The 21,086-nt window shown below is 57.3% G+C and carries 11 protein-coding genes; 3 read left to right on the top strand and 8 right to left on the bottom strand.

The window, feature by feature from the left end:
- Positions 1-296: 296 nt before the first annotated feature.
- The gene (gene trpS, locus AB1S56_RS02605; protein WP_340870121.1) at positions 297-1,283 is read left to right on the top strand and encodes a tryptophan--tRNA ligase; all 987 of its coding nucleotides are present in this window, start codon (positions 297-299) and stop codon (positions 1,281-1,283) included.
- 335 nt (positions 1,284-1,618) lie between these two features.
- On the opposite strand, the gene AB1S56_RS02600 is transcribed toward trpS, so the two are convergent.
- The gene (locus AB1S56_RS02600) at positions 1,619-2,728 is read right to left on the bottom strand and encodes an MBL fold metallo-hydrolase (RefSeq protein WP_340870123.1); all 1,110 of its coding nucleotides are present in this window, start codon (positions 2,726-2,728) and stop codon (positions 1,619-1,621) included.
- A gap of 113 nt (positions 2,729-2,841) precedes the next feature.
- On the opposite strand from AB1S56_RS02600, the gene AB1S56_RS02595 reads away from it, so the two are divergent.
- Positions 2,842-3,792: a BadF/BadG/BcrA/BcrD ATPase family protein gene (locus tag AB1S56_RS02595; RefSeq protein WP_340870124.1), complete on the top strand. Its 951-nt coding sequence runs from the start codon at positions 2,842-2,844 to the stop codon at positions 3,790-3,792.
- An 87-nt stretch (positions 3,793-3,879) separates the two neighbouring features.
- On the opposite strand, the gene AB1S56_RS02590 is transcribed toward AB1S56_RS02595, so the two are convergent.
- The 4 genes from AB1S56_RS02590 to ilvB all read right to left on the bottom strand — a co-directional run bounded on the left by AB1S56_RS02590 (position 3,880) and on the right by ilvB (position 9,489).
- Positions 3,880-4,293 (bottom strand): TipAS antibiotic-recognition domain-containing protein, encoded by a 414-nt coding sequence (locus AB1S56_RS02590; protein ID WP_340870125.1) that lies wholly within the window; start codon positions 4,291-4,293, stop codon positions 3,880-3,882.
- Between the two features lie 490 nt (positions 4,294-4,783).
- Entirely contained in the window at positions 4,784-7,063 is a 2,280-nt protein-coding gene (locus AB1S56_RS02585; protein ID WP_340870126.1) for an excinuclease ABC subunit UvrA, read from the bottom strand.
- Positions 7,064-7,241: 178 nt separating this feature from the next.
- The gene (gene ilvN / locus AB1S56_RS02580; RefSeq protein ID WP_340870127.1) at positions 7,242-7,736 is read right to left on the bottom strand and encodes an acetolactate synthase small subunit; all 495 of its coding nucleotides are present in this window, start codon (positions 7,734-7,736) and stop codon (positions 7,242-7,244) included.
- A complete protein-coding gene (gene ilvB / locus AB1S56_RS02575) occupies positions 7,729-9,489 on the bottom strand; it encodes a biosynthetic-type acetolactate synthase large subunit (protein ID WP_340870128.1) in 1,761 nt (586 codons plus the stop codon). The genes ilvN and ilvB overlap by 8 nt, the downstream gene beginning before the upstream one ends.
- Positions 9,490-9,616: 127 nt before the next feature.
- On the opposite strand from ilvB, the gene AB1S56_RS02570 reads away from it, so the two are divergent.
- The gene (locus AB1S56_RS02570) at positions 9,617-11,671 is read left to right on the top strand and encodes a LuxR C-terminal-related transcriptional regulator (protein ID WP_340870129.1); all 2,055 of its coding nucleotides are present in this window, start codon (positions 9,617-9,619) and stop codon (positions 11,669-11,671) included.
- Positions 11,672-12,179: 508 nt separating this feature from the next.
- Here the strand turns inward: AB1S56_RS02570 and AB1S56_RS02565 are convergent.
- The 3 genes from AB1S56_RS02565 to AB1S56_RS02555 all read right to left on the bottom strand — a co-directional run bounded on the left by AB1S56_RS02565 (position 12,180) and on the right by AB1S56_RS02555 (position 20,910).
- Positions 12,180-13,376: a glycosyltransferase family 4 protein gene (locus AB1S56_RS02565; RefSeq protein ID WP_340870130.1), complete on the bottom strand. Its 1,197-nt coding sequence runs from the start codon at positions 13,374-13,376 to the stop codon at positions 12,180-12,182.
- A complete protein-coding gene (locus AB1S56_RS02560; protein WP_340870131.1) occupies positions 13,373-15,094 on the bottom strand; it encodes a CotS family spore coat protein in 1,722 nt (573 codons plus the stop codon). The genes AB1S56_RS02565 and AB1S56_RS02560 overlap by 4 nt, the downstream gene beginning before the upstream one ends.
- A gap of 254 nt (positions 15,095-15,348) precedes the next feature.
- A complete protein-coding gene (locus AB1S56_RS02555; protein WP_340870133.1) occupies positions 15,349-20,910 on the bottom strand; it encodes a phosphodiester glycosidase family protein in 5,562 nt (1,853 codons plus the stop codon).
- Positions 20,911-21,086 lie beyond the last annotated feature (176 nt).

Here is a 21,086-nt window from a genome sequence, read left to right as displayed (position 1 = left end):
ATGAACCCTTGGCGAATGGATCCCATCGCTTCGAACCGAACCCCCGCCCGGGCAGTAGGCTTCGACGGAAGCTCCCACCGTTATCCAGGGGAGGCATGATCGAAAGCAAGCAAGCGGCCGCTGACACGCGCCTGATTGCTCCGTTCATGGCAGAGTGCGGCCCTTTGGCCGAATTCGGGTGGTACCGCGGAGCTGCGCTTCGTCCCTGTTGCAGGGGGCGAGGCGTTTTTTTTGTTGGCCGTCAGTCCCTTGGAGAGGCTCATTCTACATGACACGAGAGAAGAGAGGCATTCACTATGGCAAAAAGAATTTTATCCGGCATTAAACCCAGCGGCGATCTGAACATCGGCGGGTACGTGGGAGCGCTGCGACAGTTCGTCATGTATCAGAATGAATACGACGGCTTCTTCTTCATTCCCGATCTGCACGCGATTACGGTGCCGCAGGATCCCAAGGAGCTGCGCGAGCGCTCCCGCCAGATAGCCGCCCTCTACATCGCGGCAGGCTGCGATCCGGACAAAAGCACCATCTTCCTGCAGTCGCAAGTTCCCGCGCATGCCGAGCTCGGCTGGTTGATGGAGACGCAGGCTTATTTCGGCGAGATGAGCCGCATGACACAATTCAAGGACAAGTCTGAGGGCAAGGATGCCGTCAGCACAGCTCTGTTCACGTATCCCGCGCTGATGGCGGCGGATATTCTGCTCTACCAGGCGACGCATGTGCCTGTCGGCGAGGATCAGAAGCAGCATCTGGAGCTGACGCGCGATATCGCGAACCGCTTCAACAACCGCTTCGGCCAGACGTTCACGGTTCCGGAGCCCGTCATTCAGGAGGTAGGCGCGCGGGTGATGGGTCTGGACGATCCCTCCAGCAAGATGAGCAAAAGCAATCCCAACACAAGCAGCTACGTGCTCCTGCTCGACACGCCGGCCGTCATCCGCAAGAAATTCTCCCGCGCTGTCACAGACTCTGATATGGCTGTACGCTATGACTGGGAGGCGAAGCCGGCTGTCAGCAACCTGATGGAGATCTATTCCGTCTTCGGCGACGTCACCATCGCGGAGGTCGAGCGGCGCTTTGAGGGCCAAGGCTACGGCGCGTTCAAGAAGGAGCTGGCGGAGGTTGTCATTGCCAAGCTGGCTCCTCTACAAGAGAAATACGAGGCGCTCATCGGCTCCGACGAGCTCGACCGCATCTTGAAGGAAGGCGCTCGCAAAGCGTCCGAGGAAGCGCACAAGACGCTCGACGCCGCGAAACGCGCGATGGGCCTGCTGGTTTATTAAGCCAGTACGGACAGGGAGGTCATTCGACGCCTGAACACGACAGAAAGGGACCGCCGCTGCTGTATGCAACGGCGGTCCCTTTCTCCTTCAGCAGCTATTAGGCCTTGGCTGCAGCAGACATTCTAATCTGCTCATTCGCTTTGGCGGCGTCGAGAACAATTTTGCCTAGTTTGCTGCCGTTGGTGTTTTTCTCGAAGGTTGGTTTTGCCGGGTACATCGTCTCACCTCCTCGTTAAAGCTTGCTTTTTCGCTATTCTACCGCCTCAGCTTGCAATCGCCTATTAACTTTCGTTAAGTTGTACAAAAAAAATCCCTGCCAGCGCTCAGTCTACGAGCTAGACGTCGCGCCACCACCTGGACTGGGGATACGCCTCCGAGCCAATCGTCACACTCTCCCCGACCCGCGGGGTTGCCATGCGCACTCCGCGCCGCTCGGCCTCCTTCACGACCCGCTCAGGCGGATCGGTCCAGTCATGCAGCGCCAAAGTGAACCCGCCCCAATGAATGGGGATCAGCACATCACCCCGCACATCCTCATGCGCTTGAACGGTCTGCTCCGGCAGCATGTGGATAGCGGACCATCGTTCATCGTATTGCCCGCATTCCATCATCGTCAGGTCGAAGGGACCGTATTGGTCCCCTATCTCCTTGAAATGCGGACCATACCCGCTGTCGCCGGAGAAGAACAGCCTGGTCTCGCGGCTATGGATGACCCAGGAGCACCATAAGGTGCTGTCGCGGTCCCCAGTGCCCCGCCCGGAGAAATGTCGGGATGGCGCGCAAGCGATCTTCAAGCTCCCCAGCTCCAGCTCCTGCCACCAGTCGAGCTCTGTGATCCGCTTCTCCTCTACACCCCAGCGCTTCAGATGATTAGCTACGCCAAGCGGGACAAGGAAATGGCTAACCTTGTCCTTCAGCCGCTTGATGGAGCTGTAATCGAGATGATCATAATGATCGTGTGTAATGAATACGTAGTCGATGCTCGGTATATCCTCCAGCCTGAGCGGCAGCCTTCCTCCGTAGCGCTTGCCTCCAACCATCGGGAACGGCGACGGCGCTGTCCCGAACATGGGGTCGAACAGAATGGTCAGCCCATCCGTCTGAAGAAGAGCGGCGGAATGCCCGAACCAGACCACTCTTGGCTTATCCGGCTGCTCCAAGCTTCGGCTATCCAGCTCCACCATAGGGTACGCCCCCTTGGGCTGGCGGCTGGGACTGCCTCTCAGAAATTCCCACGCGACGGGGAACATGTCCTTGGCATTCGTCGTCATTCGAGTCGGTACAGGGTATTGAAACCGGTTGGCTTGGTAATGCGGGAGCTTCTCATAGCTTCTCCTCTGGGCTGCCGTAACGCGTCCCCCGAAAGCCGGCGCGAGGCGCTGCACAAGAGGCACCGCAATCGCAATCATCATCATAATAGCAAGCACGATTAACGCAATACCCATCCATCATTCCTCCGTCTTTATATTTACATTTGCAAGTCTCTGCGCTTCTAGTATGATAATCCTATTCGTGTTGGTTAAAGTCAACTTCTACCCGATCAGGAGGGCACTGAGCTATGGAGTCATCGGTTGTCATAGGTATTGATGGAGGCGGAACGCATACCCGCGTCCTTGTAGCAGATCTTCGCGGCACAAGGCTGGCTTATGTGGAGGGCGGAGCGTCGTCGCTGCACAAGGATAGGAATGCCGTGCACAACGTGCGGCAAGCCGTGCTCGACGCTTTAACGTCGGCTGGGCGGAGTCTGGATGACGTGCGGTATGTGACAGCGGGCATAGCCGGTTACGATACGCCGGAGGACTTGGCCTGGGTGACAGAGCTGACGAATATACCCGGCCTGGCCTGTCCCCGGCAGCATGTGAACGACGCAGTGTCCGCCCATGCGGGCGCGCTGCAGGCAAAGCCCGGGATTGTAGCGATATCCGGGACAGGCTCTAATATTTGGGGCATCACTGAGAACGGCCAGCACCTCAGCAACTACGCTTTTCACCACTACGCCCCTTCTGCAGCCCGCTTTATCGCATATGAGGCTGTATACGAAGCGATTGCCGGCAATCGCGATGCGACGGATGAGCAGCTGGTCTCGGACATGCTGCGCCACTTCCAGGTCGACAGCATAGAGGCGCTGGCCGAATACGCGAGGAAGGGCTTCCAGGCTGATCGCAGAGAGCGGGACAGGCATGTCGGACAATTCGCCCCCATCGTGACTGAGCAAGCACTCCGAGGCAGCGGCATCGCAGCCTTCGTCCTGGACCGCGCCATTCATCAGCTGAAGGTCGGCATCGAGCTTGTCGCCACAGCCTTCCAAGAGGACGAGGTGCGTGTCGCGCTCATCGGCAGCGTGCTTGCCAGCCCCTACGTCCAACGAGCCTTGATCGACCAGCTCGCTGCAGGCCGCAACAAACGTTATGTGGTAGAGCCGCCTCGGCACGAGCCTGTCGTCGGCTCTGTCCTGCTGGCGCTTAAAGCGCTGGGACAGCCCGAGGACAGCTGGATGCTTGAGGATTGATGGTGCCGGCGGGGCATCCGCAAAAAGAAAAGCTGCCTGATGAGAGGCAGCCTGGCTGTGCAGGAGCGAAGGTGCGCTATGCGACCATTAAGACTTCGCGTTGTCGGCGAAGTGCGCCATCGCGTCTCGCATAAAGACCGCAAGCCCTTCACCGAACTCGTCGATATTATTGCGGAAGCGCGGGTCGTTGACGTACATTTCGCCGAGTCCCTTGAAGGCTTCCATCGAATACGTGTTCACGCGTTGAAGCAATGTATACCACTGGCCGATTGCCGCTTGGGCCTTAGGCGATTTGGGATCCTCATGGCGCATATCGGCCAGTCTCTGGTAGAGGTAATTAAGCTCGTCCTCGAAATTCCAAAGCTGCCCCTTCCTCAGCATCGAATCCACCTTGGCGTTCGATTCGTCTACCTTCTTGTCGCCCCACCGCTGGCGGGCTTCCTTCTCGAACGGGTTGCTGCTGCTGAAGTCAAAGGCCTTTTTCTTGTTCTTATTCGTCATGTGAACCTCTCCTCTTGTGTGCTGATCGTCCTCTTCCGCTACCGTTGTTGCCAGGACAAGGGGACCCGGCGGCCAACGAAAATTTCGCCATGCGACCTGGAATTAGCGCACGCATCGCAACATCATGTGTACGGTCCCCGATCTTACCCCCGATTATTGAACTTCCAATCGCTGGCGTTCGCGCCTTTCTTTTAAAATAACACGTAACGCAGCAGTCAATACAATATTTTAAACTTTTTTTGCTTAGAATGGAATCTGTCACCCGCATTCGTCTGTTGCAGCCCTGTGTCAATATGATGAAAAATCTGCTTTCGCACCGCTCCGTGAGCTCATTCCTTCGGTGAAGCGGCTAATAGCGTCTATGTAAAAAGGCGAAAATGTCGTTTGAGCAGCGCAGCACCCCCGTCGCTCCTCTTGCCGGTCCTATACGCAAAGAAGCCGCCGATAGCATCGGCGACTTCATATCATTAGCGTCTATGAAAGGCAACAATCAGTGGGACGATTCCTGGCCGTTCTCCGTTTGGCGTAAGTACGCTCCTGTCATCGAATGCTGGGCAGCGGCAAGCAAGGCGGGAGGGCCTTCAAACACGACGCGGCCGCCTCGGTGGCCGCCTTCGGGTCCCATATCGATGATCCAGTCCGCGCTTTTGATCACATCCAGGTTATGCTCGATGACGACCACCGTATTGCCCCCGTCGACCAGCCGGTTCATAATGTCCAGCAGGCGCGAGATATCGGACATATGAAGTCCTGTCGTCGGCTCGTCCATGACATAGAGGCTGCCCTCCTTGTGAAGCTCCCCGGCGAGCTTGATGCGCTGGCATTCACCGCCCGACAAGGTGCTCAGCGGCTGACCCAGCGTCATGTAACCGAGACCCACATCCTCCAGCGTCCGCAATTGACGGAGCAGCTCTTTTTTGACGAAGAACTCCGAAGCTTCCCGCACCGTCATGGCAAGAACGTCACTGATCGATTTTCCGTTCAGCTTGTACGCCAGCACTTCTTCGTTGAACCGCCTGCCCCCGCATATTTCGCAAGTCGTTCTTATAGGCTCGAGAAATGCCAGATCCGTGTAGATCGTCCCGATCCCCTGGCAGCCCGGACAGGCTCCTTTGGAGTTGAAGCTGAACAGCGAGGCGCTCACCTTGTTCGCGGCGGCGAACTGCCTTCGAATCTCATCCATCATTCCCGTGTAGGTCGCCGGATTGGAGCGGATGGACGTGCCCACGGCCGACTGGTCAATGACGATCGCTTCCGGGTGCGACGACAGAAAGGCGCCGTTAATCAGCGTGCTCTTCCCGGAGCCAGCCACTCCTGTTACCACGGTCAGCACGCCAACGGGTATATCGACCGTCACGTTCTTCAGATTATGAAGCCTTGCGCCGGCTACCGTCATCCAGCCCTTGGGCGCTCTGACCGAGGTTTTAAGCGGGAGACTATGCTTCAAATAACGGCCCGTCAACGTATCCGCGTTCAGCAAGCCCGTAAAATCGCCTTCGTATACAATTTCTCCTCCGCGGGCTCCCGCATGGGGTCCGACATCGACGATATGATCGGCGATCTCCATGACTTCGCGGTCGTGCTCGACGACGAGCACAGTGTTGCCTTTGTCCCGGAGCCGGCGCAGCATGCCGTTCAGAAGATGGACGTCACGCGGAGGCAGCCCGACGCTCGGTTCGTCGAAAATATAGATCATGTCGGTCAGGCTGCTGCTCAAATGTCGGACCATCTTGATGCGCTGCGACTCCCCGCCCGACAAGGTTGCGGTCTGCCTGTCCAGACTCAGATAGTCCAGACCGATGGAGACCAGATGCTTCAGGCGAATCAGAATCCCCTCGATCATTGGGCCGGCGAGGGGCTCCTGAATGGCTTCCATCACGCCAATAAGCTCGCCAATCTCCATCGCTGCGCACTCCGCAATATTGTAACCGTTAATCCGGCAGGCCAAGGCTGCTTGATTCAGGCGGCTTCCCCCGCATAGCTGGCATTCGGTGTAGGATAGGAACAAATCAAGGGTTTCCCGCTTCGCATCCGACATTTCGCTGCTGTCCCGCTTCAAGTACAGGCGGGTGAGCTTGGGCAGCAGTCCCTCGTAATCCGATTCAATATCGCCGCCTTTGGTGTGGTAGACGATCTTGCTTGCTTTCCCATGAAGGAGGGTCTCCCATTCTTCTGGAGTGTAGTCGGCGAGCCGCTTGTCGTTGTCGAACAAGCCGGAATGCGTATATGTGTTCAAGTACCAGCTCCCCACCTTGAATACGGGGAATAGGACAGCGCCTTCGTTCAGCGACTTTGACGCGTCAAGCAGCTTATCCACGTCGAACCGAACGACCTGTCCGACTCCGGAGCATTCCGGACACATGCCGGCCGGGTCGTTAAATGAGAAAACATTTGAATTGCCTGCATAAGGCGTACCGATTCGAGAGAACAGCAGCCGAAGCACGGAATAAATATCCGTAACTGTACCGACCGTAGAACGGGAGTTGCCGCCGAGCCTCTTCTGATCAATCACGACCGCCGTGGACAAATTGTCGATGCGGTCGGCATCCGGCTGATTGAACCGCGGCAATCGGTTTCGGATAAAGGCTGAGAACGTCTCGTTCAGCTGCCGCTGAGCTTCGGCGCTGATGGTGTCGAAGACCAGGGAAGATTTGCCCGAGCCCGATACGCCGGTGAAGATCGTGATCTTCCGCTTGGGGATGCGCACGTTAACGTTTTTCAGATTATTTTCGCGCGCTCCCTCAATGACAATATCGCCATGGACGCTCATGGACTCCACCTGGCCGAGGCAACCGCCAAATCCATCATCACTTTTCGCGTCATTGTTCGTTGCTCCTTTCGTTCATCTCCCTTCAGTATAGACTTCTAATACGTCATCTTATGTCATATTTCCGCAGGCTTGTTATTCGCAAGATGAGCTCCAGATTAACGGAACGCCCGGCTGCCGTTTACCCCCCATGAACCAATCCTCTGCTCATCGCCGTTTCTCCCGTTCGCGTCATCTCCAGAATACCATACGGTCTTAGCAGCTGAAGGAAGGCGTCGTTCTTGTCCTTATCGCCCACGACCTGTAGAATGACCGCCTCGGGACTCACATCGATAACGGAGCAGCGGAACGTGTCGGTAAGGCTCTGCAGCTCCGACCGTTTGGACGGATCCATACGGAGCTTTACCAGCATCAAGTCCCTGCTGACAAATGATCGCTCCTGTAGTCGAACGACGTCCAGCACGTCAACTAATTTGTTTAATTGACTGCACATTTGCCGGACCAGCGCCTCGTCTCCCCGAGCGGCTACGATCATTCGGGAGCGCCCTTCCCGCTCGCAAGGGCCGACCGTAATGCTCTCGATGTTGTAGCTTCGCCTCGAGAACAGACCCGCCACCCTTTGAAGCACGCCGGGCGTATCGTTCACCGTAGCCGACAATAAGATCCGATTACTCATTCGCTTCGCCTCCTATATCCGGGCCCAGCCTTATATCCTGCAGGCCTTGCCCTTGCGGTACCATCGGATAGACCAGCTCGTCTTGCGATACGACAAAATCGATCAGAACCGGCCCGGGCGTCTCCAAGGCCTCCTGCCACACCTGCTCCGCCTCCTTGGGAGAGGAGGCTCGCAATCCTTTCACGCCGTACGCTTCGGCCAGCTTCACGAAGTCCGGACTTCCGGACAAGTCGATATGACTGTACCGCCCTTCATAGATGAGCTCCTGCCATTGCCGGATCATCCCAAGCGTACGGTTGTTGATGACCACGATTTTGACCGGAATATTGTGGATCGCGCAGATTGCGAGCTCCTGGGCACACATCTGCATGCCTCCATCCCCGTTCACGGATATGACGATTCGCTCCGGATTGCCCAGCTGCGCCCCGATCGCCGACGGGAATCCGAAGCCCATCGTTCCCAGCCCTCCGGAAGTAATGAGCGAACGGGGCCGGCGGAACCGGTAATACTGAGCCGTCCACATCTGATGCTGTCCAACGTCCGTCGTCACGATCGCTCCGCCGTCAGTCGTTCGCGACAGCATCTCGATGACGTATTGCGGCTTCAGCTCATTCTCGGACGGCTTGTAGCTGAGGCGGTATCCCAATTTCAGGCTGCGCAAATAATCAATCCACAGTGTCTTCCTCTGGCACTCGCGCGGAAGCCTTCGGTTCAGCAGTCCCAGTGTCTCGCAGGCATCCCCCTGAATAGGAATAGAGGTGGGGACCAGCTTGCCGATTTCGGCTGCATCGATGTCCACATGGGCGATCCTCGCAAGAGGGGCAAAGCTATCCAGCCGCATCGTAACTCGATCGTCGAACCGCGCCCCGACAGAAATCAGCAGATCGCACTGGATCAAGGCCTGATTCGCCGCGTAGGTTCCATGCATACCAGGCATTCCCAACCATAAGTCATGATCGGCTGGTACCGCGCCTAATCCCAGCAATGTAGTCGTCACCGGAATTCCCGTACGGTCAATGAATGCGCGCAGCTCTTCGCTTGCCTCCGCATGGATGACGCCCGCCCCCGCCAGAAGAAGCGGTCGTTCGCTTTGGTGAATAGCCGAGATCAGCTCGTCCAGCTTCCCTTCGTCCGGCACCCGCGAAGCCTCGAGCGCTTCCGAGTAGCCGGGAATATGGACCCGTTCAGGCCTTTCATATATCGCCTTCTCTGCGCTGACATCCTTCGGAATATCGATCAGCACCGGCCCTTTGCGACCCGTTCCAGCGATATAGAAGGCTTCCCGGACAATACGAGCCAGATCAGTTGCCCTCCGAACAAAAAAGCTGTGCTTCGTAATCGGCTGGGAGATGCCCACGATATCCACCTCCTGGAACGAGTCGGTGCCGATCAGATCAGATGACACATTTCCCGTAATGACGACTAGCGGCACCGAATCCATATAAGCCGTCGCGATACCCGTCACCAAATTGGCGGCACCCGGTCCGGAGGTCGCCAAGACGACCCCCGTTCTGCCGGTTGACCGGGCATAGCCGTCCGCGGCATGAATCGCCCCTTGCTCATGGCGCGCCAGCAAGTGATGGAAGTCCGGGTTGTCATGCATCGCATCGTAAATATACAGCACCGCGCCGCCCGGGTAGCCGAATACGCAATCCACACCTTCGTCAAGCAAAGCGCGCAGCAATATTTCGGAGCCCGAAAGCCATTTGCGGCTATCTTTAGAAGAAGCGGTTCGTTCCGTCGCGAAACTCATAATAGTCTGCCTCCTTATTTGAAATGCTCTTTCTGAGCGTACACCAGAGCAGGAGAAAAGAGGCTACCCATTCGATTACCGTCAGGGTATACTTTTAGATAAAAATGCTTGAACGGAGAGGATGAACATGCCGCAGACGATCGGCCAGCACTGGAATCGACTCATGGCTGACCACTTTGTCGGCCGCGAATTCGAGCTTGCCGTCTTTCGCCGGTACCTGGAGAACCTTCCGCATCAGACCGAGCGTATTCTCCATCTATCCGGGACGGCAGGCATGGGCAAGACCTATCTCCTTCACCGTTTCGCGGAAATGGCCGGCGAACATAACGCTTTACCGGTATGGGTCCGCATGAGAGAGCTGGGCAGCGACATCCGGTCATTCGAGCAGACGGTACTTAAGGGATTGGAAGGTGAGGCGTCTACGGCGGCGCGGGGCGATGCGTGCGGGAATGACGGGAGCGTATCCTTCCTCCACGAAACAGCCGAACACAAACGAATCGTGCTGCTCATTGATGAATATGAGGAGGCGGGGGCGCTGGACTACTGGCTGCGCACTCAATACCTTCCTAACCTCCCTTCAAATATGCTCATTGTGATCGCGGGCCGTTATTCGCTTGAGGGACCTTGGCGATTTACTCCCGGCTGGAACAGGATGATCGTCCGTATGCCCCTCGCAGACCTATCCTACGAGGATATTCAGGCCTACTTGCGGCAATTGGGGGTGAGCAGTGAACTCGCGGCTGATGCGGTCTGGCTGCGGACGCTGGGACATCCGCTTGCGGTATCCCTGCTAGCCTTGGAGGCAGGAAAAGCGATGAATCTGGACTGCCTAGGCCTAGTCGACGGGGAGGCGATGGAGGCTCTGCTGGAACGCTGGCTCCAAGAGGTGCCGGATGACGAGCTTCGCCGTCTCTTATTCGCCGCGTCCGCGGTTCGAACATTCCAGCATGAGCTGCTGGAGGAGCTGCTCGGCTCCCAGGTCAGCCCCGCCCTATTCGACAGACTGATCAAGCTTTCTTTCGTCGGACGCACGGCGCACGGCTGGCAGCTGCACGAGATTGTGTGGGAGAGCCTGCGACGGATGTTCAGGGAACGGATGCCGGAGCTGCATGAACGCTATCTCAAGGAAGCAGCGCAGCTCGTGGTGCGCAAAATAGAGGAGGGCTTGGCCCGAGGAAAAAATATAATGAGAGAGCTGACCGAGCTGCTCCATATAAGCGGAACCCCGGTCATTCGCGCCCATTATCGGCACTCCTCCTCCCCCAGTTATCGCGAGCCGCTCAGCTCAGCCAACCAGCCGGAGCTGGAAGCCTACATCGCAAGAAGGAAGAGCAGCCCGCGCGCCTGGAATGTCATCTGCTCCAGCCCCGAAGAGCAAGCGATATACCGATTCGCCTTCACTCCGGAGGAGAGCCTCCTGCGGCTGTCGGCCATAGATTGGGCAAGTGTCGGTTCGCTCCCGGATGAAGACAGGAGAATCGAGCTGCTTCGCAACGATGCGGGCGAGGTAGCCGGCGTATTGGCCATGGTCGCGATCTCCGCAAGGACTTGGAGCTACCTTGCAGCCTCGCCGGTAACGAGGGCCTTGTTTCATTCTCCGGCGCCCAATCGCCAGAAGGAGCTGTCGATTGCCGCAGACGAAGGCAAAGCATGGTACCTGTTATGCGCGGACGCGGAAAGTCTGGAGAATGAGCAGCTCCGCTCGGACATTGTCAGCCATTTGTTCGAATATGTGCTGGCCGGCAATCTGATTGCCGCATCGGTACCGCCGCTGGCATATTATGATCACGCTTTCGAGGGCTTGGGGTTTGAACGGGTTCCTGAAGCGGAGCATCATGACTACGGCATGCCGCAGCCTGCCCAGACCTATTGGCTGGATACAAGACAAGGGGGGCTGATGGCATATATAAGACGGATAACGGGAACAGGGATACCGAATGAGGAAACGCGGCAATCTTTGGCCGATAAGTTGCATCAGCTCAGCGAACTTACTAGTAGGGAGAAGGACGTCATTGGGCTGATTGCCACCGGCCTTACCAATGCGGAAATCGCCTCTGCACTATACATCAGCGAGGCAGCGGTGAAAAAACACGTCAACACGATGCTATCCAAATTCGGACTCAAAAATCGGACCCAGCTGGCCCGCGTCGCATTGGACGCCGGGGAGCAGGGCTCATGCTAATATCAAGAGTCGTAAATGACTCTATATAAACATGGAGACTTACAAAGAGGGGCATCCAAGCTCGCAACCGAAGCAGGACAAGACAAGGACCGTTGCTCAGCAAGCCCCCCCTTCTGTACCCAGCTATTCATATTCGTGTTGCTCCAAACTACTCGCGTCCGCTCATTTAGACGTTTCTGGCACGTCTATTTGACCCAAACCACCCGCGCCCGCTCATTTAGACGTTTCTGGCACGTCTATTTGCTCCGCGGCCACTGCCTGCACGACGTCCCCCCCATCAAAACGCAGCCTGGCTCCCCTCTCCAAGCACAACATGCATCAACCAGGGCCGTCCCATGACCCGGTTACCTTAACCGGTCGTCAGCAGACAGCCCTGCTTGCTTAAAGCTCTCATCCACCACCCTGTCGCCGCCGCAGACAGCAGAAAAGCTTGAAATAACGGTGCGCGCACCGTCATTTCAAGCTTTTAACCTCTTCCTTCAAACACTATCAAGCAAGCCGGGTAAGCCTATTCGTTCCTCTCCTCTGGCTGCTCCTCGTCAACCGAGGATACGGAGGCCGCCTTCACCCTCGACCACACATCCAGAATATTGCCCGCTACATGATTCCAAGTGAAATGCTCTTCAACAAGCTTGCGGCCCTGCAGGCCCATTTGACGGGCACCGCCCAGGTTGGACAGCATGCTGTTCAGATGGGAAGCATATTCGGACGGGTCCTCCGGATTCTGAATGATGACCCCGTTGTTGCTGCGAATGATTTCGGGATTGCCGCCTCTGGCTGTCGTGATCAGCGGCAAGCCTGCCGCCATCGCCTCGTAATGAACACGGGCGAGCGGCTCCTCCCAGATTGACGTACAGACGAATACGTCGCCCGCGCAGAACCATTTGTGAACCTCGCTCGCCTGAACATAACCGGTAGTGATGACCGGAATCGGCGACTTTTCGGCCATGGCGCGGAGGTAGGCAATATAGTCGCTAATATGGTTATCGCTATACCAGGCGGCTCCCACGATAACGAGTACCGCGTCAGTATGCTTCAGCTCCGACATCGCCCGAACCAGCACATGCGGCCCCTTGTTGCGGGAGAGCCTGCCGACGAACAGAATGACCTTCTTGTTGCCCAGATTATGCTGGGCACGGATGCTGTCGCGCTCGCGAAGCGCGGACTGCGACTGCTTCCAAGGCGCGAACCTGGACAGATCGACGCCGGAGTAAATCGTCCGTATTTTGGACTCTGCTTGCGGATAATATTTGACAATCTCCGATCCGATATAGTTGCTGATGGTGACAATCGTCTCCACCCTCTCCACTACCGCGTCGCCTTCCTGCTTGCTCAGCTTATTGGGATTGAACATATCATTATGCATGCTGAGCACGATTCGCGCATCCGGCCTGACGGACGACACTGGCATAACCATCTTCGGGCGGTTGAAAATGTGGATGACATCGTACACTTCCCGGCTCGATTCCAAATAAGGCACAATGTGGCTCATATAGATGTCCAACACGCCCTGAGAATCGAACCGGATATAACGGATGCCGTCTACCGTCTCTTCGTCCGGCAGCTCGGGATCCGACCGGCCGATGATGGTCATCTTATGATGCTTGCTCAGGAGCTGCGCGACGCCCCCGATATAGGTCTGGATGGCCCCTCCCCGAATATTAGGCACCGGAAGCTTCTCCGTGCATATCATCAAAATGTTCATCTCGCGATCTCCCTCATCGTTGCGCTTCTTCTAAAAGCGGTGATATATGCCCGTGCGGCTGGCTTGCGTCTGTAAGGCCTCATAGCAGCCTTCAGAGCCGCTTTGCCAATCGGCTTGGTTTTCACTTGCTTCTGAATCGACCCGCGAGCTGCGGGCTTAACGGTTTTCACCGGCTTCTTCTTCGGGGCCGGCTTCGCGGCTATCGCTTTCGGCTTGGCAAGCTTGCCCGGTGTCAGGCGCTTAGACGGCTTCCGCAAGGCTTTCGGCTGAGCCGGTTTCAACTGGACTTTTGGTTGGGACGCTTTCGCCGGCTTCGCAGCCGCCTTCTTCCTTCTCGGCATGGAGGCCTGAGCGCCTCTCTGCGTTGTGCGCTGCTCGCTGTCGCGTTTCCGCCGAACCCTCTTGCGCAGCTTCCTTGCCGGCTGGCCGACAAGCGGGCGTGATTCCGATCCCGGCCGCTTGCGCACAGGGCTTCTCTCCTCTTCCTCCGCTTCATGGCCGCCTTCCAAGGCGGGTTCGCTTGCCTCCACGGGGCTGCCGCCTCTGGCGTAATCCCGGTACGTGAACGGCTGGCTGAGAGGCTCTTCAACCTCCGGATAATCACCGGATGGGTAATTGGCCATATCCTTCTCCAGCTCGCGCAGCACTTCCCACTTATTCGCTTCTGTCGCCACAACCCGGTCCAGAATGCCGTCCAGCTCTGTGTTCATAAACTCCTCAGGATGGAACACAACCTCCTTGACGTGCTTATAAAATTCATTCGGGAACGCCATGTCGATCCACAGCAGCTCGAAGGTCTCCCGATCGAGCGGGTTGGCGCGGTGATAAGCATCGATAACGCCGCGAATCCACGCCAGATCCCAGGCGCCCATGTCGTCCATGGTGCTGGTGATAATCTTCCGAAGATCGCGGATAGGCAGATCATAAGCTACGCCGTCCAGGTCGATGACCCAGATGCCGCCCGGCCCCATCTGGCCGTTGGACCAGCCGTAGTCCTGATGCGCAAGCCCCCAGTGGGCTTCACCTTTTCGCACCATTTTGCTATAGGAGGAGGCTTGGAATTTCGTGAAAATATCCTTGGCTTGCTGCTCGAACGTGTCCAGCACGGACAGCAGATGCGGACTCGCGGCCGCGTCAGGATAAGCAAGGGCGATATGGCGGAACCAGCCCAGCTTAGACATGATTTTTTCGTATTGACTTTGCCACTTAAAGATCCTAGAGGAACGTCCGGCTTCAAGCGGCGGAACATAACCTTTCGTCCAGCTATGAAATTCGCCCAGTCCGTGGCAGAGCGACATGGCTCCGTCCAGATCAATCTTGGCGACAGGCGTCAGCGTGTCGATCCAGTCGGTTACGATCCACAGCTTGCCACCGGCGATTACGGAATTCTGGCCATCCCGGGTGTGGATGATGGCAGGGACGCGGCCGCCCTGCTTCACCACGTACTCCTGCGCGCCTACGCTGAACATACTGCGCTCCGGTGTCCGATGCAGCACCTTCAGGCTTCGCGGGCCGTGATTCGTCTCGATCCGCCAGATCGCCCCTCCCTTGTCGGGCTTAGAGGTGATGAGCGTCATGCCTTGGACATTCATATCGTAAGATTTGCAAACCTGATAGGCGAGCTGCTCCAGCTCTGGAGGAACGTACTGTTCCAGGTTGATTCCGGATGTTTCTTCGGTCAACAGGTCATCCCATGGCACAATCCGGTATTGTTCCAAATAAGCAACCTCCACTCATGAGTAACGATAAATATGAAGTTCTATTATTTATATGTTTCATGAAGGTTGATGGAAAGGTATACAAGTGGAGATATGGAACTCGTCCTGAATGGGGGTGTGCGAAGGGAGACCGAATGACGAAAGCGGATTGATTGCGGCAGGTGAAAAGTGAGAAGAAGGCTGCCTCCCCGCCTGAACGGGTGTGGCAGCCTTTTTACGATATGCCTGTATAGGGGGTTAGGTGTGGATAACAGCTAGTCCTCGACTCTTAAAATATTGTAAATCATCATCGCAGCTTGAGCGCGGCTGCCCTTGCCCTGCGGGCGGAAGACGCCGCCGGGGTAGCCCTGCATCAGCTTCAGCTCATAAGCCGCCGACACAGCTTGCCTAGCCCATTCCGGCGCGCTCTCCATGTCCACGAACGGCTGGGACGCGGAGCTGAGGGGGATCGGCTCGCCCTTCAGGTACGCATACGAGCGCACGATCATGGCGGCCATCTCCTGACGGGTTACCTCGTCGTGTGGCGCGAAGCTGTCTTCACTTCTGCCCGTGACGATGCCCGCTTCCGCCGCCAGGGCAACCTCATTGGCGTACCATGCCGTCATCGGCACATCCGCGAACGACGTGCCGGCTTCGCCTTGCAGGCGCAGAGCGCGAACCAGCATCGCCGCGAACTCCGCCCGCGTAATCCGGCTCTCCGGATCAAATCGGCCGTCCGCAACGCCTTGAGCGACCTGACGCGCGGTCAGTCCGGCAATGGCCTCTGCCGCCCAATGATCGACGGGTACATCCCTGTACGGCTTCCGGAATTCGAGCGCAGCGTAGACGCTGAAGTGCGACAGGTCGGCCGTAAGCCAGCCATCCCTCCACTTGCCGCCCGCGTATTCGAGCTTCCCTGTCTCCGAGATGTAATAAATGCCCGTCAGATTCGGATTCACCGCTGCGTCAGCAGCGATTGAGATCGTCAGCGGCTGTTGGAACTCCGTAATCGTCGTCTGCTTGCCGCTTGCATCCTTAACAACCAATTGGAAGTCAAGAACGCCTCCTGCAGCTTGCAGCTCCGCTCCTGTATGCTCGCTTGCCAGCTCCAGGAGCTCTGCTGCCGACTGTCCTTCGAAGCGTTCCACAGACAACGTTAGTATGCTGTCAGCATGTTCGTTCTCCGGCAGAATTGACGCGATCTCCTTCAACCAATCCGATGGCAAGGTCAGCTGGAGCTCGTCGGACCGGAGGATGAGGTCGCTGCCCCCGAGCAGCTCTGCCGCACCGGCAGGAAGGACCAGCTCGTTAATAGGGCCTTTGGCCTCGATGACCACAGCCTCGCCGTTCGCTCCGCCCTTCAGCTGCTCCTCCTTCACCTCGATGAGACCCGGCTTGGCGGGTGGTGGCAGGGTCGGGATCGGCGCTGGGATAACCGTTGGCTTCTTTTTCACTATATCAAAGGTATCCACAAGCTCTCCGTGTATGGTCTTGGCGGTCAGCTTGATGGCGTCAGCCGTAATTTCAATCGACGTAAATATATTGATATCCTCGTCGAACACGACCTCCTGCCAGAATCTCTCCGTAAGCGCGTAATACTTCGGTCCCGTGGAGCCGCCGATCACGTACCGCGTGCCCTCGCCTTCCTGAACAATCGCTCCGCCCTTCATCGGGAAGGTCCGGAGATAGATGTGATCATGTCCGTTCAGGACAAGATCCACCCCGTGCTTGTCGAACACCGGCACCCAGTAGGTCTGGACATTCGTATTGGAGTAGATGCTCCCGTACGGACCTTGGTGGAACACAACAATCTTCCACTTCTTATCCGACGCCTCCAGATCCATATCCAGCCACTCCGCCTGCTCCTGCATCGCCTCGGCGCTCATCTCGGTATTCAGCATAACGAAATGCGTATCCTTTACATCGAAGGAATAAGCACTGCCCTTCGCCGACGCCGGTCCATTCTGCGGATTATGGAAATGGGCCAAATAGTCTCCCGCTCCGTTCGTGCCCGTCACTTCATGATTGCCAACGACCGTCTGAAGCGTGTATTTCATGAAAATATCCTGGGCCGCCGCGAACCACATCCTCCACTGCTCTTCCTCGTGGCCATGGTCGACCATGTCGCCCGCGTGGATAAGCAGCTCCGCGTCCGGCATATCGGCAAGCGCCGTATGGAGCGCTTCTCCCCACTGATTGAAGCCTGCTTGATCCGAGGCTTGAGAATCTCCGAAGAACAGCAGCTTCAAGCCCTCTCCATTCGCTGCGGATGTGTGGAATTCCCCTTGTGCGCTTACATGGCTGCCGCCGTCTCCGACGCGGTAGACATAAGCCGTGTTCGGGGCAAGGCCGGTCACTTCCGCCTTATGCACCCGGTATGTGCCGTCATTATTCGAGTTGTAGAGGCTGCTCGTCCCCACCGTGCGGGTGATGTTATCCGCTTCGAAATCCGTGAATGACGCCTTCGGCGCCCATTCCACGACCGTCTCCGCCGTGTCGGGATGCGTATGCCACGCCAGCTGCCTGGATGTCGCAGCATCTTCGCCCATCGACACGCTGATGTTGTATGGCGCTGCTTCTCCGGTGTAAGCGGCAACCGGGAACGTCATAACGGGGCTGTAGGCGTCGCCTTTCCTGGCCTGAACCTGGACCACGCCTACGGCCGTCGTCGCTTCGGCGGTCGTCAGCACCCCGCCCGCATTCGAAACCTCGCCGCCGGCGATGGCAACACCGTTCAGCAGGAGCGTCGCACCTTGAACGGGAACGCCGTCCTCGGTAATCACGAAGCTCGCAGGTTGGCCCAGCGCAATGTCCGCATGCTGCCACAGCAGCTTCAGCTTGCTCTTGACGGTCGCCTCAAGCGGCGCCCCGTAGAACGGCTTCGGCGTACCGTCGCCCTCCACCATTATGATAGAGCCAGACTTGAACTCGATGGTATGGGGACGAACCATCTCTTCGCCCTTGGATTGCTCTAGCCCGATTGGTCCAATGACGTCGCTCTTCACGGTGTAGTGGATTGTCGCCAATATATCTTCATCCGTCAGCGAAGTCCCATCCAGATCTTGGAATGTCACTCTTACCGTTCCCTGGTCCTGATCCACCAATGAAGTCAGCTGGGTGTCTGACAGCTTCGGGCCTAATACCACCTCGTAGCTTCCTGTTACTGCAGGATCGAACTGGTATTCCGCATGCCCATTCTTCAGCTTGGCAACGGACTCCACGCGGATCGGAAGCTCATAGGCTTCACCAGCAAACTGCTCCGATGCCGTATCGTACACAAATTGCGGGGAGCCCAGATTGACGTTGAAATACCATTCCTTAATCGTCTGGTTGCCGCTTAAATCCCGGACGGCCAGCTTCGCTTTATGCCTGCCTTCGGCTAGCGGCTCGGTTGGCGAATAGGTAATGGTGCCTTTGGGCGGATACAACCCGTGCTGCACCTGCTGATCGTCCACGTAGAGCCGGATGGAAGCCGGATCAATCAGCGTTGTTGCTGGATGCTGGGCCGGGTCGTAACCATCGTCCTCCGCTGTTGCGCCGATCGTCGGATGCGCGTTTTTGACCGTCTGATTGGCAGCCGGCAGCAAGCTGTGAAGGACAGGAGGCGAGATATCCTCCTCTACCGTGCCATACAACGCGCGAATATCGTCTACATAGATGACTCCCGCGTCCTTCTTCGTATTGCTCGTCTCCATATAGCGGACCGGCATGTCAATCGTGAATGGCGGCGTCTTGCCGCTTGGAACCGTCGCTTCAACATAGCGCCATCCCGTCCAGGCCACGCCCGTCACCTGGTCGGTGAAGTCCAATGGAATCGAGGCGTTGTTGCCGTCCTTCATTTGCATGCGCAGCCAATGCTTCTTGCCGTCCCCGTATACCCACATACTGATCTTTTGCGGATAACCAGGCACATTAATCCTCGTATCGGTCGACTTGGCCTGCAGATAGGCGCCCGATGTACCCGTCTTGCCGATAAAATCGTAGGTCAGCTTCAGCGAAGCGCTGCCCGAACGGACATAATCCGGATTCGTCTCCTCGGAGATCGTCACCGTGTTATAGGCAGCGCCTCCGTGCGTGTAATTGGCAAGCCCCGATTCGAAATCCTCCAGCATCGCTGGCGGAATGCCAACGCTGACATTCATGGACGCTTCCAGCTCGCCATATTGGACCACGATCCGACCATTCTGGCCGTTCTCGTTCGTCGCGGAGAATACTCCGTTCTCATCGACGGTGCCGATATCCCCTTCCACGCGCCATTCGAAGCTCGAGTTGCCGGCCCGAACAACCTGCCCGTTCCGGGTAGCGACGACCGACAACGTGTCCTGCATGCCGGACTCGTACGTCTTGGCTTCGTCCGGGAACGAGATGGCCGTCAGCTCATCTACAACCTCGATTTCCGCGTTGCCTTGCGCGCCTCCCGCTTGAACGGATATGGCACCCGTGCCAGCCTGCGCGCCGGCCGTGAACATGCCGCTTCCATCCACCGTTCCAAGCGATGCGTCCGCCTGCCATTCCGGCGTCCCGTTCATAGCGGCGGGATGTCCGTTCGCGTCTACGCCTTTGGCTTGGAATTGGATGGTGGAGCCGGTCAGGATGCGCTCTGCGTTCGGCTGCACCGCAAGACTGGCGGCCGTGCCGAGCTCGGGAGCTTTGTTCACCAAGAGCAGACCGTTGCCCGTCTTGCGCTCTCCGCCGTCCGACGGGCTGTTCATCACGCGCAGCGCCATGTCGCCCGGCAGCTTGGCCGCCAGCGTCGACGACCCGCCGCCGTCCAGGTTCATGGCGTTCACGACACCAAGATCAGCCATAATCGCGGCGAGCTCATGCGTCTCTACTCCCTCGCTGAAGCCAGGCTGACGGCCGTCGATCTCGAACATGACGATCGTGCCGTCAGCCTTAGTGCCAATAGCCGTCCTTGGATGGACGCCCGCCGGACCGACTCCCGTCTGGACGACGCCGTCCTGGATTAGCGGCCCCATACCGCCGATCGCTACCTGCACATCAGCCCATCCGCCGCTGAGCGTGAACTCGGCCGTCAGCTCGTCGCCCACTTCCAGACCCGCAAGAGCGGAGCGCATGCTGCCCGATGCTGATAACACAACTTGTCCAGCATTCAGCGGCGCGTTCCCCTGGCCAGTGCGCACCTCCGCGACCTTCAGCACCATGGGCTCGCCATGCTTCACGTCGCCCGACACAATATCCAGCACGATCTCGTCACCTTCGTTCGAGGTCATTGTCGAGGCGTAATAATCCGTGCTGTACAGAACCAGCTGATTATCGCTTCGGAATCGATTCACATGAGTGATCGGCGTGATGGAGCCGTCTATGGTGATGGTTTTCAGCAGAATCGGACTGCCGTAGATCGATGTGCCATCCGAACGCAGGCCGAATGCATAAGCGCTCGTAGCGCTGTTCAAGATGCGTCCGCCCCCGATGAACAAGCCGTTCGGTACGCCTGTCGCGTTGCCGCTGATCTCGTAAAAGTCGCCGTTAATGCCAGCGATGACCCTGCTGCCCGCCGCATCGGCGTATGCCGCCATCTCCGTTACGCCTTCCATGCCGCGAACCTTGCCGGATTTCGTCCCCGCGATAAGCTCCAGATTCGAGCTGCCCGGATGGAACGAAACAAAATGTACTTTCTGCTCCCCCCTATTCGTCTCCATGTCATACCATGTGTACGTCGCACCCGGCGCAAGCTCGGTCTGCCGCTTGTCGATGACCTCCCCGAACGCAACCGCCGGTGGATCCATGCTCCCTGCATATGCCGCTGGCGCCACCAATGTAAACATCATCATAATGGCAAGAAACAGACCGGCCGCGCGATGCCTAACCTTCATGTGTTCGTACCTCCCTGTTTGATTTTTGGGCTAGCCCTTGCGATTATAGGCGAATTATTTTTTCGTCGATAGTCATTTTTATGAAATAAAATATTATCTTAATACTTGTTGTCCGGTTTTCTTTTTTGTTTACGAGGCGTTCATGTCCCGTTCATATGACTGTGCTACATTGCGAT

The sequence above is a fragment of the Paenibacillus sp. PL2-23 genome, from assembly GCF_040834005.1.
In the GTDB taxonomy this organism is placed as follows: domain Bacteria; phylum Bacillota; class Bacilli; order Paenibacillales; family Paenibacillaceae; genus Pristimantibacillus.
Note: the sequence above shows the minus strand (reverse complement) of the source record. Positions and strands in the feature narration are given on the sequence as shown.